This window comes from Ruegeria sp. AF8, assembly GCF_056541825.1.
Window position 1 is genome coordinate 417560 of sequence record NZ_JBQFYW010000001.1, and the last position, 13249, is coordinate 430808.

13 protein-coding genes are annotated in these 13249 nt (G+C 59.8%); 5 read left to right on the forward strand and 8 right to left on the reverse strand.

From position 1 onward, the window contains the following. Nucleotides 1-8: 8 nt before the first annotated feature. The 7 genes from accB to ACR0AO_RS02095 form a co-directional block, all read right to left on the reverse strand. Entirely contained in the window at nucleotides 9-509 is a 501-nt protein-coding gene (gene accB / locus ACR0AO_RS02065) for an acetyl-CoA carboxylase biotin carboxyl carrier protein (protein WP_480599293.1), read from the reverse strand. A 150-nt stretch (nucleotides 510-659) separates the two neighbouring features. Next, complete coding sequence (locus ACR0AO_RS02070; protein ID WP_480599296.1) at nucleotides 660-1196, reverse strand: helix-turn-helix transcriptional regulator; 537 nt, start codon at nucleotides 1194-1196, stop codon at nucleotides 660-662. A gap of 234 nt (nucleotides 1197-1430) precedes the next feature. Next, nucleotides 1431-2186, reverse strand: a complete 756-nt coding sequence (locus tag ACR0AO_RS02075) for an ABC transporter ATP-binding protein (RefSeq protein ID WP_480599298.1) — start codon at nucleotides 2184-2186, stop codon at nucleotides 1431-1433. A 12-nt stretch (nucleotides 2187-2198) separates the two neighbouring features. Continuing rightward, nucleotides 2199-2954, reverse strand: a complete 756-nt coding sequence (locus ACR0AO_RS02080) for an ABC transporter ATP-binding protein (protein ID WP_480599300.1) — start codon at nucleotides 2952-2954, stop codon at nucleotides 2199-2201. 12 nt (nucleotides 2955-2966) lie between these two features. Next, nucleotides 2967-4175, reverse strand: coding sequence for a branched-chain amino acid ABC transporter permease (locus ACR0AO_RS02085; RefSeq protein ID WP_480599302.1), 1209 nt, complete (start codon nucleotides 4173-4175; stop codon nucleotides 2967-2969). Nucleotides 4176-4178: 3 nt separating this feature from the next. Continuing rightward, nucleotides 4179-5210 carry a branched-chain amino acid ABC transporter permease gene (locus ACR0AO_RS02090; RefSeq protein ID WP_480599306.1) on the reverse strand — a complete coding sequence of 344 codons (1032 nt, stop codon included), beginning with the start codon at nucleotides 5208-5210 and terminating at the stop codon, nucleotides 4179-4181. Between the two features lie 123 nt (nucleotides 5211-5333). Then, nucleotides 5334-6686 carry a substrate-binding protein gene (locus ACR0AO_RS02095; RefSeq protein WP_480599308.1) on the reverse strand — a complete coding sequence of 451 codons (1353 nt, stop codon included), beginning with the start codon at nucleotides 6684-6686 and terminating at the stop codon, nucleotides 5334-5336. Nucleotides 6687-6916: 230 nt separating this feature from the next. Between ACR0AO_RS02095 and ACR0AO_RS02100 the strand changes: the two genes are divergently transcribed. The 5 genes from ACR0AO_RS02100 (at nucleotide 6917) to ACR0AO_RS02120 (ending at nucleotide 12791) form a co-directional block, all read left to right on the forward strand. After that, nucleotides 6917-8215: a helix-turn-helix domain-containing protein gene (locus tag ACR0AO_RS02100; protein WP_480599310.1), complete on the forward strand. Its 1299-nt coding sequence runs from the start codon at nucleotides 6917-6919 to the stop codon at nucleotides 8213-8215. A gap of 86 nt (nucleotides 8216-8301) precedes the next feature. Further along, the gene (locus ACR0AO_RS02105; RefSeq protein ID WP_480599313.1) at nucleotides 8302-8682 is read left to right on the forward strand and encodes a response regulator transcription factor; all 381 of its coding nucleotides are present in this window, start codon (nucleotides 8302-8304) and stop codon (nucleotides 8680-8682) included. Further along, nucleotides 8679-8987 carry a hypothetical protein gene (locus ACR0AO_RS02110; protein WP_480599316.1) on the forward strand — a complete coding sequence of 103 codons (309 nt, stop codon included), beginning with the start codon at nucleotides 8679-8681 and terminating at the stop codon, nucleotides 8985-8987. Before ACR0AO_RS02105 ends, ACR0AO_RS02110 begins: the two co-directional genes overlap by 4 nt. After that, on the forward strand, nucleotides 8987-11665 hold the full coding sequence (locus ACR0AO_RS02115) for an ATP-binding protein (protein ID WP_480599319.1): 2679 nt from the start codon (nucleotides 8987-8989) through the stop codon (nucleotides 11663-11665). Before ACR0AO_RS02110 ends, ACR0AO_RS02115 begins: the two co-directional genes overlap by 1 nt. A 79-nt stretch (nucleotides 11666-11744) precedes the next feature. After that, on the forward strand, nucleotides 11745-12791 hold the full coding sequence (locus tag ACR0AO_RS02120; RefSeq protein WP_480599321.1) for a FliM/FliN family flagellar motor C-terminal domain-containing protein: 1047 nt from the start codon (nucleotides 11745-11747) through the stop codon (nucleotides 12789-12791). 13 nt (nucleotides 12792-12804) lie between these two features. On the opposite strand, the gene ACR0AO_RS02125 is transcribed toward ACR0AO_RS02120, so the two are convergent. Continuing rightward, a complete protein-coding gene (locus ACR0AO_RS02125) occupies nucleotides 12805-13245 on the reverse strand; it encodes a protein tyrosine phosphatase family protein (RefSeq protein ID WP_480599324.1) in 441 nt (146 codons plus the stop codon). Between the last annotated feature and the right edge of the window lie 4 nt (nucleotides 13246-13249).

Consider the following 13249-nt stretch of genomic DNA (forward strand, 5'->3'; position numbering starts at 1 on the left):
CCGCACCCTTACTCGACGATGACCAGAGGTGTGCCGAATTCGACAGCATCGCCGTCGCCCACGAGGATGCGCTTGACGGTTCCCGATTTGGGCGCGTGGATGTGATTCATGGTCTTCATCGCTTCGACGATCAACAGGGTGTCACCCTCGGACACGCTGGCGCCGACGGATATGAAAGCCGACGCCCCGGGTTCCGGTTGCAGATAGACGGTTCCGACCATGGGTGAAGTGACGGCGCCGGGGTGGCTGGCCGGGTCTTCGGCGGGCGCCGGTGCCGCGGCCGGTGCCGCGGCGGGCACCGGAGCGGGGGGTGCCGCCGGAGCCGCTGCCGGAGCCGCGATCTGAACAGGGGCGGCGACGGTTTGGGAAGCGCGGCTGACGCGAACATTCAGGCTGTCCTCTTCGCCGTATTCACGCTTGACCTGAAGCTCGGTCAGATCGTTTTCGCGCAGCAACTCGGCCAGTGCCTTGATGAACGCCACGTCCGCTTCGTGTTTGTTGTCTGTCATGAGTGTCCTCGACGGTTCCCCTTTGGCCCGCCTATTTTTGCGGGCTCTGGTAAATTACCCGGCGTTATAGGCCATGAAATCATCCATGAAAAGCGCCGTATGGGCCGTAAAATGGGGAGGATCATCAAAGATTGCTAGCCGGAGAGGGCCTCAAAGGGGCATGCCCGACAATTTAGCCACCAGTTCCGGCAGCTTGCGTGCACCGAATTTTTCCAGCAGCCGCGCACGATGGGCCTCTATGGTGCGATAGCTGAGGCCCAGTTCAACGCCAATCTCTTTTGCCGAAAGGCCCCGGCAGGACAGGATCGCAACCTCGCGTTCGCGGGCAGTCAGTTCCACGAGCGGGCGCTCTTCGGAGATGTCGGAAAAGCTCCATATGCTGTGGCGGAACGGATCGTCCGGGGTCAGGGATCGCCCGCGGGCGCGACACCAGAACAGATCGCCATCGCGCCGCCGCATCACGCGTTCGTCGGTGTAATAGCCGGTTTCCTTCATCACCTGCAGGCCACGTGCCCCGATCCGTTCCCAATCGGCGACCGACGGGTAAAGATGCAGCAGCGGCATGTTGCGATACTCTTCTTCTTCGCCGCCGAACATGCGGGCAAACTGAAGGTTGCAGCGCCGGATCACCCGGTTCTCCAACTCGACCAGCCCGATTGGGGCATATTCAAATGCGTTGTCGCTCATATACCTATGGTGCCGGGTATTTCAGTAGAATTGAAGTAAAAAGGTTTGGGTGTCTGGGTTTTCGCAAGCGCCGCAAGGGCGGTTCCGACGTACTCGGAATAAAGGAATCGTGGCCGGTGGCATGAATGGCAACCGCACTACGGAGTATCTCAAATAAAAAAAGTACCGGCCCGCCAAGAGCCGGTACTCAAGTTGGTCCACACGACGAACTGGCCGTGCGACGGGGAAAATTGTTCAGATCGCCAAGTATTCGGCCCGCAACTCCTCGTTTTCCAGCACTTCCGACGCAGTGCCATCGAACACGATGCCGCCGGTATCGAGGATGACGGCGCGGTCGGCCAGTTCCAGGGCGCGAACGGCATTCTGTTCGACGATGATCGTGGTCATGCCCTGTTCCTTGATGTGGACCAGAGTCTTTTCGATCTCATCGACGATCACCGGGGCCAGCCCCTCATAAGGTTCGTCCAACAGCAGAACCTTGATGTCACGGGCCAGGGCGCGGGCGATGGCCAGCATTTGCTGTTCGCCGCCCGACAGCGTCACGCCTTCCTGCTTGCGGCGCTCACCGAGACGGGGAAACAGTTCATACAGTCGGTCCAGCGACCAGCCGATCGGCGGTGCAATTTGCGCCAGTTGCAGATTCTCCTCTACCGTGAGGCCGGGGATGATGCGGCGATCTTCGGGCACAAGCCCCAACCCGGCGGCGGCAGCTTCATAGCTGGCCATTCGATGCAGCGGCTTGTGGTCCAGCCAGATCTCGCCATGCCGCACTTCGGGGTCGCCGACGCGGGCAATCGACCGCAGGGTCGAGGTCTTGCCCGCCCCGTTCCGGCCCAGCAGCGCAAGAATTTCACCTTCGTGGACGTTAAAGCTGATGCCTTGCACGATATAGCTTTCGCCATAGTACGAATGCATGTCCCAGACCGACAGAAAAGCCGGGGCGGTCTGCGCCACGTTGGCGTTTCTGGAGAAATCGGGTTTGACGTTCATATCTGATCCTCCTTACGCCGACTCGCCCAGATAGGCTTCGCGTACCTTGGGGTTGCCACGGATGTTCTGCGGGTCATCCTCGACTAGCGGTGTGCCCTGCGCCAGAACGGTGATCCGGTCGGCGAGGCTGAACACCACATGCATGTCGTGTTCGATGATCGCGATGGTGATGTCGCGCTCGTCCTTGATCTGTTTCAGCAGGTCGATGGTGTTGTTGGTATCGGCCCGCGCCATCCCGGCGGTGGGTTCGTCCAAGAGCAGCAGGCGAGGTTTCTGGCTGAGGCACATGGCAATCTCCAGGCGGCGCTTGTCGCCCCGAGACAGCGATGCCGAGTGCATATGCCGCTTGTCGGCCATGCCCATCTCTTCCAGCATCTGTTCGGCCTGTTCGATGACCTCGCGTTCGCTGGCGACGGTTTCATACGCATGCAGCCGGAACGCCCCGTCACGCATGGCGAAAATCGGGATCAGCATGTTTTCCATTACCGAAAGATCGCCGAATATCTCAGGCGTCTGGAACACGCGGCTGATACCCATCTGGTTGATTTCGAACGGCGCGCGCCCCAGCACCGACTGGCCGTCAAACAGAACCGATCCGGTATCGGGGATAAGCTTGCCGACCAGGCAGTTGAGCAGCGTGGACTTGCCCGCGCCGTTTGGGCCAATGATCGCATGAACGGTGTTTTCCCTGACGCTGAGGTTTACCTCGCTCAGCGCTTGAAGACCACCAAACCGTTTGCCCACGTTCTTGACTTCGAGAATACCCATCTTTCCGTCTCCTTATTCCGCGGGCTCGGTTTTGCCGGCAGTCTTGTCGTCGGTGCCGGACCGCTTGCGACGCACCCAGTTCAACAGGCGTTGACCGCCTTCGACGAGGCCACCTGGCAGGAAAATCACCACGAGCATGAACATGATGCCCAGCGTCAGATGCCAGCCCTTGCCGATGAACGGATGGACGATGAAGACCATGAAATCTTCCATTCCGTCCGGCAGAAAGCTGAACCAGCTGTGCAGAATGTTGTCGTTGATCTTCGAGAAGATATTCTCGAAATACTTGATGAAACCCGCGCCCAGAACCGGTCCGATCAGGGTGCCGGTACCGCCGAGGATAGTCATCAGAACCACTTCGCCGCTTGCGGTCCACTGCATCCGTTCGGCACCCGCCAGCGGGTCCATTGCCGCCATCAGGCCGCCGGCCAGACCGGCATACATGCCTGAGATCACGAAGGCTGCCAGTGTGTAGGGGCGCGAGTTCAGACCGGTATAGTTCATGCGCTGCTGGTTCGACTTCACCGCCCGCAGCATGATCCCGAACGGCGAGCGGAAGATGCGGATCGACAGATAGAAGACGATGACCAGGATGACCGCGCACAGATAGTAGCCGTTGTTGAAGGTAAAGGTCCAACCGCCGATGCTCGGCTCCCAGAAACTGTCGCGCATCGCGATGCCGAAAAAGTGGGGCACGTCCGGCAGACCGTCGCGGTGGAACATCTGAAGGTCGTTGGCATAGACCTGCAGCCCGGTTTCACCGTTGGTCAGGTTGAACTTGGGGTTCGACAGGACCGAATAGGCCAGCGCAAAACTCATCTGCGCAAAAGCCAGCGTCAGGATCGAGAAATAGATACCCGAGCGTCGCAGGCTGACAAATCCGATCAGCAGCGAGAACAGGCCGGCGGTGATCACACTGAATGCGATTGCCGGCACGACGTTGTAGCTGAACAGCTTGAACATCCAGACCGCGGAATAGGAGCCGACACCTAGAAACGCAGCATGTCCGAAGGACAGATAGCCGGTCAGCCCGAACAGGATGTTGAAGCCGATGGCGAAGATACCGAAAATGACGAAACGCTGCATCAAATCCGGATAGCCCGCGTTGAACTGCGCCATGGCGCTGCCTGCGGGAAACGGGTTCAGGATCAACGGCGCGAACAAGGCGAGGATCGCCACGACAATGAGAAGGGTTGTGTCTTTCTTGTCCAGTCCCAGCATGGTTTAGTCCTCCATCACGCCTTTGCGGCCCATCAGACCCCGTGGACGGGTGAGCAGAATGATGATTGCGACCAGATAGATGATGATCTGGTTGATGCCCGGGATCGTTGTGGTCGCCCAGGTGGTCGAGGCAAAGCTCTCCAGAACCCCCAGCAGGAACCCGGCCAGCACCGCGCCGGGAAGCGAGCCCATGCCGCCGACGACGACAACCACGAAACTGAGCACCAGAAAATCCATGCCCATGTGGTAATTCGGCGGGTTGAGGGGGCCGTACATCACGCCAGCAAGCCCCGCGACGGCGGCGGCGACGCCGAACATGATGGTAAAGCGGCGGTCGATGTTGATGCCCAGCAAGCCGACGGTTTCACGATCCGCCATTCCGGCCCGGACGACCATACCGAAGGTGGTGAATTGCAGGAAACAGAAGACCCCGGCAATGATGAGTGCGGCAAAGCAGAAGTAGATCAGTCGCCAGATCGGATAGATTATGGCGTTGGGATCGAAGCCGATCATCACTCCAAGATCCAACGACCCGCGCAAAGCTTCGGGCGGTGGCGTCTGGATCGGGTTGGCACCGAAGAAGTACTTGATCACTTCCTGTAGAACGATCGCCAGACCGAAGGTCACAAGAATCTGATCGGCATGGGGGCGCTTGTAGAAGAACTTGATCAGGCCTCGCTCCATGGCGTATCCGACAAACAGCATGATCGGAATGGCGAACAGCACCGCCAGAGGTACGGACCAGTCGATGATGGCGGCCCCCGTTTCGGGGCCGAACCACGCTTCGACATAGGGTGTTTTGACTTTGAGCGGGTTTCCCAGAAAATCCTTCTGGGTCTCGTCGAGTGTTTCGAAGCTGAGGTTCAGAACGCGTTGCAAGGTGACGGCGCAAAACGCGCCGATCATGAACAGCGCACCATGGGCAAAGTTCACAACCCCCAAGGTTCCAAAGATCAAAGTCAGCCCCAAAGCGATCAGCGCATAGGCCGATCCCTTGTCGAGCCCGTTCAGGATTTGAAGAAGGATGGCGTCCATCGGTCCCCACCGTCGTTAGGGTTGTCTAGCCTGCCGTCTCGCCGGAACGGAGAGACGGTCAATGCGCAGGCTTGCTTGAAATGCGGTGCCCGGACCCTGTGTACGGGGCCGGGCAGGTGTCATTCAGGCGCCTTCGTTGCACTCGCCGAGAGTCGCCTCGGCGCCACCGAACATTGGGTGATCGGGCGCATAGGTGACCTGTTCCACCGGAGTGATCTCGACGATTTCCAGCGTGTCATAGGCGTTCGACGGGTTCTGCGCACCGCGCACGACCAGAACGTCCTTGAAACACTGGTGGTCGTCCGCCCGGTACAGCGTCTTGCCGTTGCCAAGACCATCGAATTCGAACCCTTCAAGGGCTTCGATCACCGCACAGGGGTTGAACGATCCGGCGCGTTCCACCGCATCGGCATAAAGCAGAACCTGCGCATAGCAGGTCTGGGCCGAGTTGGACGGCGGCTTGCCGTATTTCTCGCCAAAGGATTTCACGAACGCGCGAGAGCCTTCGTTGTCCAGCTGCCAGTTATAGTTCATCGAGCCCAGGACGCCTTTGATGTTGTCACCGGCACCGGCGGCCATCAGTTCGGAATATAGCGGCACGACGATCTTGAAGTCTTTACCGTTGGCAACCTTGTCGAGCAGCCCGAACTGGATCGCGTTGGTCAGCGAATTCACCATGTTGCCGCCATAGTGGTTCAGAACCAGAACGTCGGCACCCGAATTCAGGACCGGCGCGATATAGGACGAGAAATCTGTCGCGGCCAGCGGTGTCTTGACTGTATTGACGGTTTCCCAGCCTAGCGCTTCGGTCGAGGCCACAATGGACTCTTCCTGTGTCCAGCCCCAGTTGTAGTCGGCAGTCAGGTGATAAGCGCGGCGGTCGGCCCCCATTTCCTTCGCCAGCACCGGTGCAAGCGCCGCGCCGGACATATAGGCGTTGAAGAAGTGGCGGAACCCGTTTTTCTTACGGTCCTTGCCGGTGGTGTCATTGGCATGCGTAAGGCCAGCCATGAAGACGATCCCGGCTTCCTGGCACAGGCCCTGAACCGCAACGGCCACGCCAGAGGACGATCCGCCGTTGATCATGACTGCGCCGTCTTTTTCAATCATCGACTTGGCCGATGCGCGTGCGGCGTCCGACTTGGTCTGAGTGTCGCCGGTTACAAAGGTGACTTTCTTGCCAAGGATGCCGTTGCCCTTGAGCGCCTTGGACGTAAAGGTGTTGAGGCAGCCGCCGTCTCCTTCACCATTGAGGTGTTCGACCGCGAGCTGCTGGGCCAGCAATTCGTCATTGCCCTCATCGGCGTAGGGCCCGGTCTGCGGTACATTGAATCCAAGTGTCACCGTGCCGCCGGTCGGCTCATTGGTGAATGCGGCTGCGGACGAGCCGGTAAAGATCGTCGGCAGGGCCACACTGGCACCGGCAACGGCACCAGATTTCAGCACGCCACGACGCGTAACGGATTTGTTGGACATTCATTCCTCCCATTTCCCTGAATGCGCCCCTTGGCTCCTCTTCCGCGGGGCGCGGGCACTCTATGTGCATGGCAATTATGGGGGCATTGTGGAAAATCCCGCAATAAGCCCTTTTAAAAGCAGTATAATTCTGAAAATATATCAACAGAAGATGAGAAAATATTGTAAACTATTTTATGTCGCGGCGCAGAAAGCCGTTGAAAATGTGCGAGAAAGGACAATGACAGAGGATGGCCCGGGATACCTTGACTGGCAGCCGCATCCGCGAGCGGCGGCAAATCGCGGGAATGCGGCAGGCCGAACTGGCCCGCAATGTGGGAATTTCGGCATCGTATCTCAACCTGATCGAGCACAACCGGCGCAGAATCGGCGGAAAGCTGTTGCTCAACATCGCTTCCGTTCTGGGAGTGGAGCCGTCGATGCTGACCGAAGGTGCCGAAGCCGCACTGATCGCATCCCTGCGCGAAGCGGCGGCGGATGCGGTGCACCAGAAGGCAGAAACGGACAGGGCTGATGAGTTTGCCGGACGGTTTCCCGGCTGGGCCGGCGTCATGACGCAGATGCACCGTCGGATCAAATCCCTTGAACGCACGGTCGAGACTTTGTCGGACAGGTTGACCCATGACCCGCAGCTTGCAGCGTCATTGCACGAAGTCCTGTCCACCGCAGCCGCAATCCGATCCACGGCCGCCATCCTTGCTGAGCCGGGCGAGTTGGAGCCGGAATGGCGCGACCGGTTTCACAAGAACCTCAACCAGGACGCCGAACGTCTCGCCGGAAGCTCCAAGGCTTTGGTGACCTATCTGGATGAAAGCGAATCCTCAGAGGATCACCGGGGCGTTCCGCTGGAGCAGGTTGAGGTATTTTTCAGCGATCACGGGCACCATTTTCCCGAGATCGAAGCGGGCGGCAATGTCCGCGAAGTGGAGCTTGAAGCGCTTGGAACCGGGGCGGCGCGGGCGATCGGGCGCGATATGTTGAACGTCTATGCTGCCGATGCCCGGGCATTGCCGCTTGACGCCCTGCGTCCGGTACTCAATGCAGGCAGTCCGGATCCCCTTGCGCTGGCGCGAGAATTCGATGCCGATCTGCCGGCCGTTCTCAGGCGGCTGGCCTGCCTGCCCGAGGATGTGCTGCCCCGGGCGACCGGGCTGGTGATCTGCGATGCCTCGGGCAGTATCCTGTTTCGCAAGCCGGTGCCCGGATTTGCCCTGCCGCGCCACGGCGAATCCTGTCCGCTCTGGCCCTTGTTCATCGCATTGAACCGGCCATTGGTTCCAGTGCGCCGCAGGGTGTCTCAGTTAGGCCGGACGGCAGCTGAGTTCGAGTGTTTTGCCGTCGCATGGCCGCAGGACATCTCGGCCTTTGACCGGGATCCGGTTTATCATTCGGTAATGCTGATTCTGTCACTGGAACGGTCTGACCAACAGACCAGCGAGGCGCAGCCGGTAGGCAGCAGTTGCAGGATATGCCCGCACCCGGATTGCTTGGCCCGGCGCGAGCCTTCGATTTTGAACGAAGGCTTTTGACAGTTCTGCAGGCGCGGGGATAATCTGTTTCTGCGCAATGGGCGGCAATGCCGCCGAATGGCAAGATGGGGGGAGGAAGGGCGAGGATGAGCCGCAAGGTTCTGTTGATCGAAGATGAGCCCAACATTACCGAGGCGATCCGCTTTTTGCTGACCCGCGAGGGCTGGCAGGTGGAAACTCATGCCGAAGGTTCGGATGCTGTGGAGGTTATCAAGGCCTCGAACCCGGATCTGGTAATACTTGACGTAATGTTGCCGGGCAAAAGCGGAATGGACATCCTGCGCGACCTGCGGGAACTGGCCGACATGAAGAATCTTCCGGTTCTGATGCTGACCGCGCGCGGGCAGAGCCGGGATCGGGAAATGGCAGAGAAAGCCGGGGTAAGCCGGTTCATGACCAAGCCGTTTTCCAATACAGAAGTGGTGACTGCCGTGCGCGACCTGCACGCCCAGGCGTCGCGGTCATGACGGGCGGGCCGGATGCCGAATCCGGCAAGGCGGTCGCGCCACCGCCGGTTTTTCTGGAACGGCAAAGCTATCGGCGGCGCAGGCTGTCTGATGCAGCCCGGCTGCTGCCCATCCTGGGCGCGGGGCTTTTTGCCATTCCGCTGCTCTGGCCTTCCGGGCCTTCGGCGACAGATTCCGTATCTACGTCGTCGGCGATTGCCTATGTTTTTCTTTGCTGGGCCGGGCTGATCGCCATGAGCTTTGTCTTCGGCATCGCCGCCAGGCGTTTGTCTGCGCGTGAAGTGCAGGATGAGGACGCGGGCTGATGGCGACACTCAACCTTTTGATACTTGTCTGCCTCGGATATGTTGTGCTGTTGTTCGGAGTGGCGTTTGCCGCCGACCGGCTGGCCGCCACGGGCCGAAGTACGTGGTTGCGCTCTCCGTTGATCTATACGCTGTCGCTGTCGATCTACTGCACGGCCTGGACCTTTTACGGGGCGGTCGGCTATGCCGCCCGATCGGGTCTGGAATTCGTCACCATATATCTGGGGCCAACACTCGTAATGGTCGGCTGGTGGTGGGGCCTGCGCAAACTTGTCCGGGTCGGGCGCAGTCAGCGCGTGACATCCATCGCCGACCTGATTTCCTCGCGCTACGGCAAGTCAAACACTCTGGCGATTTGCGTGACCATTCTGGCAGTTTTGGGCGTTACCCCTTATATCGCGCTGCAACTGCAATCGATCACCCTGTCCTTCAGCATATTTGCCGAGAACGACCCGTCCAGCATTTATAGGGAAGGGTCCAGCGTGTTCTGGGTGGCCGCAGGGCTGGCCGTCTTTGCCATTCTGTTCGGGACGCGCAATCTGGATGCGAATGAACGCCATCACGGGGTGGTGACCGCGATCGCCATCGAGGCCGTCGTCAAACTGATCGCGCTCCTTGCTGTGGGGATCTTTGTCGTCTGGGGCATCGGTGGGGGGCTGGGTCCGATCATGGCGCGGATCGACGCGTCAGAAATCGGGCAATGGCAGGTCGATCACGGGCGCTGGGCCGCGATCACCTTTCTGTCTGCCGCCGCCTTTGTATGCCTGCCGCGCATGTTCCAGGTCATGGTGGTCGAGAACGACGACGAACGTCATCTGCGGGTGGCGGCCTGGGCCTTTCCGCTGTACTTGATGCTGATGAGCCTGTTCGTGGTGCCGATTGCGGTCGTCGGACTTGATCTGATGCCAGCAGGTGCCAATCCGGATCTTTTCGTTCTCACTGTCCCGCTGGCGCACGGAAATGACGCATTGGCCATGCTGTCTTTCCTGGGCGGGTTTTCTTCGGCCACATCCATGGTCATCGTTGCCGCAATGGCATTGTCAACAATGGTGTCGAACCACATCGTCATGCCGATCTGGCTGAGCGCGCAGGGCGCGCGCGCGTCGGTGTCCGGGGATGTGCGCGATATTGTGCTGTTTTCGCGCCGCGTCTCGATCGCGGTTATCATGGCGTTGGGGTTCTTCTATCATCAGATGTCGGGTGGAGGCGCGGCGCTGGCCTCGATCGGCCTGATCGCCTTTGCTGGGATTGCCCAGATCCTGCCCGCGCTGGTCGGCGGCCTGTTTTGGCGTGGAGCGACGCGAACCGGGGCTTTGGCCGGGCTGACCGTCGGTTTTGCGCTTTGGGTCTATACGCTGTTGCTGCCAGATATGGGCGGATGGTTCGTGTCCGACCAGCTCTTGTCTCAGGGGCCGTTCGGTTTGGGCTGGTTTCGGCCGCGCGCACTGTTCGGGATCGAAGGGATCGACCCGATGGTCCATTCGGTGATGTGGTCGCTGGCCCTCAACACGGCAGCTTTCTGTGCGGCATCTCTCGCCAGCTTTCCCACTCCACTGGAACGTCTGCAAGGCGCTCAATTCGTCAACGTTTTCGATCATTCCGCCGGTCCGCGTGGCTGGACAGGGTCGGTTGCGCAAAGCGAGGACCTGATGATCATGACCCAACGTATTCTGGGTGCTGACGAAGCCCATGAATTTTTCCACGCGGAAGCCGAACGGCAGGGGGGGCGAGGATATCTGCCCGAGCCGACACCCGCGTTTCTCGAACGGCTGGAGCGCGAACTGAGCGGTTCGGTCGGCGCGGCAACTGCGCATGCCATGATCGGGCAGATCGTCGGCGGCTCATCCGTGTCCGTCGAGGATCTGTTGGCGGTGGCGGACGAATCCGCTCAACTGATGGAATATTCCAGCCAACTCGAAGCGAAATCCTCCGAACTCAGCAGGACGGCGCGGAAACTGCGTGAAGCCAATGAAAAGCTGACGCAGATTTCGCTGCAAAAAGACGCGTTTCTGGGGCAGGTCAGTCACGAGTTGCGCACGCCGATGACCTCAATCCGCGCGTTTTCCGAGATTATGCGGGACACCGAAGGCCTGACCGCCCAGGAGCGCACCAAATACGCGACGATCATCCATGACGAGGCGTTGCGGCTGACCCGGCTGCTGGATGATCTTCTGGACCTGAGCGTTCTGGAAAACGGGCAGGTCAACCTGAACATGGACGACGGCAGCCTGCAGGAGATTTTGGACCGGGCCGTATCGACCGCACTGACAGGGGCCAAGCGCAATCTTCGTGTGCGCCGCAACCGTGCCGCCGAGCGCATCTTTCTGCATACAGATCTAGACCGTTTGGGGCAGGTTTTTATCAACCTGATCGCCAATGCCCAGAAATACTGCGATGCGGCAGAACCGGTTCTGACCATCTCGGTGCATGACGTCGGAGGACAGGTCGTGGTCGATTTCGTGGACAATGGCAGCGGTATTCCATCCAAGGCACAGGCCATGGTGTTTGAGAAATTCGCCCGTGTGGGATCGGACAAGGCCGGGGGGGCAGGGCTGGGGCTGGCGATCTGCCGCGAGATCATGCAACGCCTGAACGGCGAGGTGAGCTATCTTACCGGGCAGGGCGGAGGCGCCTTTCGGGTCAGTCTGCCGCTGACCTACGAGCAGGCAGCGCAATAAGGCTGCGGATAAAGACATTCGTAACTGTCGCCGGGATAAACCAAGGATCTGAAGTGGCGTTTACAACAGATCAGGGAAAATGGCGCAGGATACGATTGCAAGATCGGCGCTGGAGCGCAAACTGAACAACCGTTTTCAGGCGGCGGACAAACCCCGTTCACTGTTGCGCGCCATGCGTCTGGCACTGGCCCGGACGGCGGATGATCTGATTCAGCTTCCGCTGGCCGTCATTGGCGCGACGCAGCGGCTGTGTTCGCAGGATACACTGGGGCAAACGGTTGAAGACGGTCGGCTATTCCTGCTGTTCGCCACGCAGGACGAACTTCTTGCGGCGGCTTGTCTTGACCTGCAATGCGTCGCATCGGTTATTCAACAACAGACGATGGGGCAGGTATCAAAGGGCGATGCCGAAGGTCGCCCCTACACCGGCACCGATGCGGCGATGTCGGCCCCCCTGATCGAAGGGATGCTGTCACGTGCAGCCGGGCTTGTGGAGCGTCCTGCTGACCGTGCCTGCGTTGAGGGGTTCGAATACCTTTCATACGTGCCCGACCGGCACGGTCTGGTATTGTCGCTTGAGCGGGAAGACTACCGGATCATCGACTTGACTGTCGATATCGCGGCGGGACGGCGGCAAGGCAAAATTCAACTTGTTCTGCCAGACCCGGGCGAGGTTTCGGAGCCGGGCGACCGCGCCACTGTGGAACCAGACGCCAAGCTGGATCGCGCGGTCGAGGTTATCTCTGCCGATCTGAATGTCGTGATCGGCCAGTTGCGTTTGCCGCTATCGTCGCTTTCTGCCCTGAAGGGGGGGGATGTATTGCCCCTGACCGGAGCGCGCCTTGACCGGACCGAGTTGCAGACGATCGACCAAAAGAAAGTCGCAATCTGCAGGTTAGGTCAACGCAACGGTATGCGCGCGGTACGCCTGAACGAAACCGGGGCAGAAGACCGCGCATCACTTTCGCCGGCCCGTTCCTTTGAAACACACGAAATTTCGTCCGCGACCGGGGGCACTCGACACACGGGCGCACCTGTCGTCGAGCATCCGGAGGATGCGAGGACGGAAAACCTGCCTGCCAATGTCGCTCGGGTGCAAAGCACCCAAGTACCGGGGGCGGGCTGAGACTCCAGTTGCGTCAGCTATGCGGATTGGCCGCGTTGCACAGTTGTTCCAGCGTCGGGCGCAGGCCGTCAAGCTGGTAGCCGGCTTGCCGCGTTTTCGCCAATATTTCGTCCGGACTCAATTCACCGCATTGCCCCAGCGCCCAAACGACCGAACAGCGTGTCCCCGAAGCGCAATAGGCGAGGACGGGTCCTTTTCCAGTTTCCGCAAGGTGCATCTGGTGGGCCACATTGTCAGGGGTCATCGTCTGATGCGTCAGTTCGAGCACTTCGAATTCCATACCGGCCCGGAGTACCGCCGCACCGATCGTATCGGCCTGCTGCTCGGGTGGAACTTCGGAGTTCGGACGGTTGCAGATGACCTTGGCAAAACCTGCCGCAGCTATACCCGGAACATCCTCGACCGAAATCTGAGGTGAAACCGAATAACGGGGAGTGATCTGACGAATCTGCATACAG

Coding starts and splice junctions, on each gene's coding strand:
- ACR0AO_RS02120 (WP_480599321.1), top strand. CDS start 11,745: ATGGCGCAGGATACGATTGCAAGATCGGCGCTGGAGCGCAAACTGAAC.
- accB (WP_480599293.1), bottom strand. CDS start 509: ATGACAGACAACAAACACGAAGCGGACGTGGCGTTCATCAAGGCACTG.
- ACR0AO_RS02085 (WP_480599302.1), bottom strand. CDS start 4,175: ATGCTGGGACTGGACAAGAAAGACACAACCCTTCTCATTGTCGTGGCG.
- ACR0AO_RS02125 (WP_480599324.1), bottom strand. CDS start 13,245: ATGCAGATTCGTCAGATCACTCCCCGTTATTCGGTTTCACCTCAGATT.
- ACR0AO_RS02100 (WP_480599310.1), top strand. CDS start 6,917: ATGGCCCGGGATACCTTGACTGGCAGCCGCATCCGCGAGCGGCGGCAA.
- ACR0AO_RS02095 (WP_480599308.1), bottom strand. CDS start 6,686: ATGTCCAACAAATCCGTTACGCGTCGTGGCGTGCTGAAATCTGGTGCC.
- ACR0AO_RS02075 (WP_480599298.1), bottom strand. CDS start 2,186: ATGAACGTCAAACCCGATTTCTCCAGAAACGCCAACGTGGCGCAGACC.
- ACR0AO_RS02070 (WP_480599296.1), bottom strand. CDS start 1,196: ATGAGCGACAACGCATTTGAATATGCCCCAATCGGGCTGGTCGAGTTG.
- ACR0AO_RS02115 (WP_480599319.1), top strand. CDS start 8,987: ATGGCGACACTCAACCTTTTGATACTTGTCTGCCTCGGATATGTTGTG.
- ACR0AO_RS02080 (WP_480599300.1), bottom strand. CDS start 2,954: ATGGGTATTCTCGAAGTCAAGAACGTGGGCAAACGGTTTGGTGGTCTT.
- ACR0AO_RS02110 (WP_480599316.1), top strand. CDS start 8,679: ATGACGGGCGGGCCGGATGCCGAATCCGGCAAGGCGGTCGCGCCACCG.
- ACR0AO_RS02090 (WP_480599306.1), bottom strand. CDS start 5,210: ATGGACGCCATCCTTCTTCAAATCCTGAACGGGCTCGACAAGGGATCG.
- ACR0AO_RS02105 (WP_480599313.1), top strand. CDS start 8,302: ATGAGCCGCAAGGTTCTGTTGATCGAAGATGAGCCCAACATTACCGAG.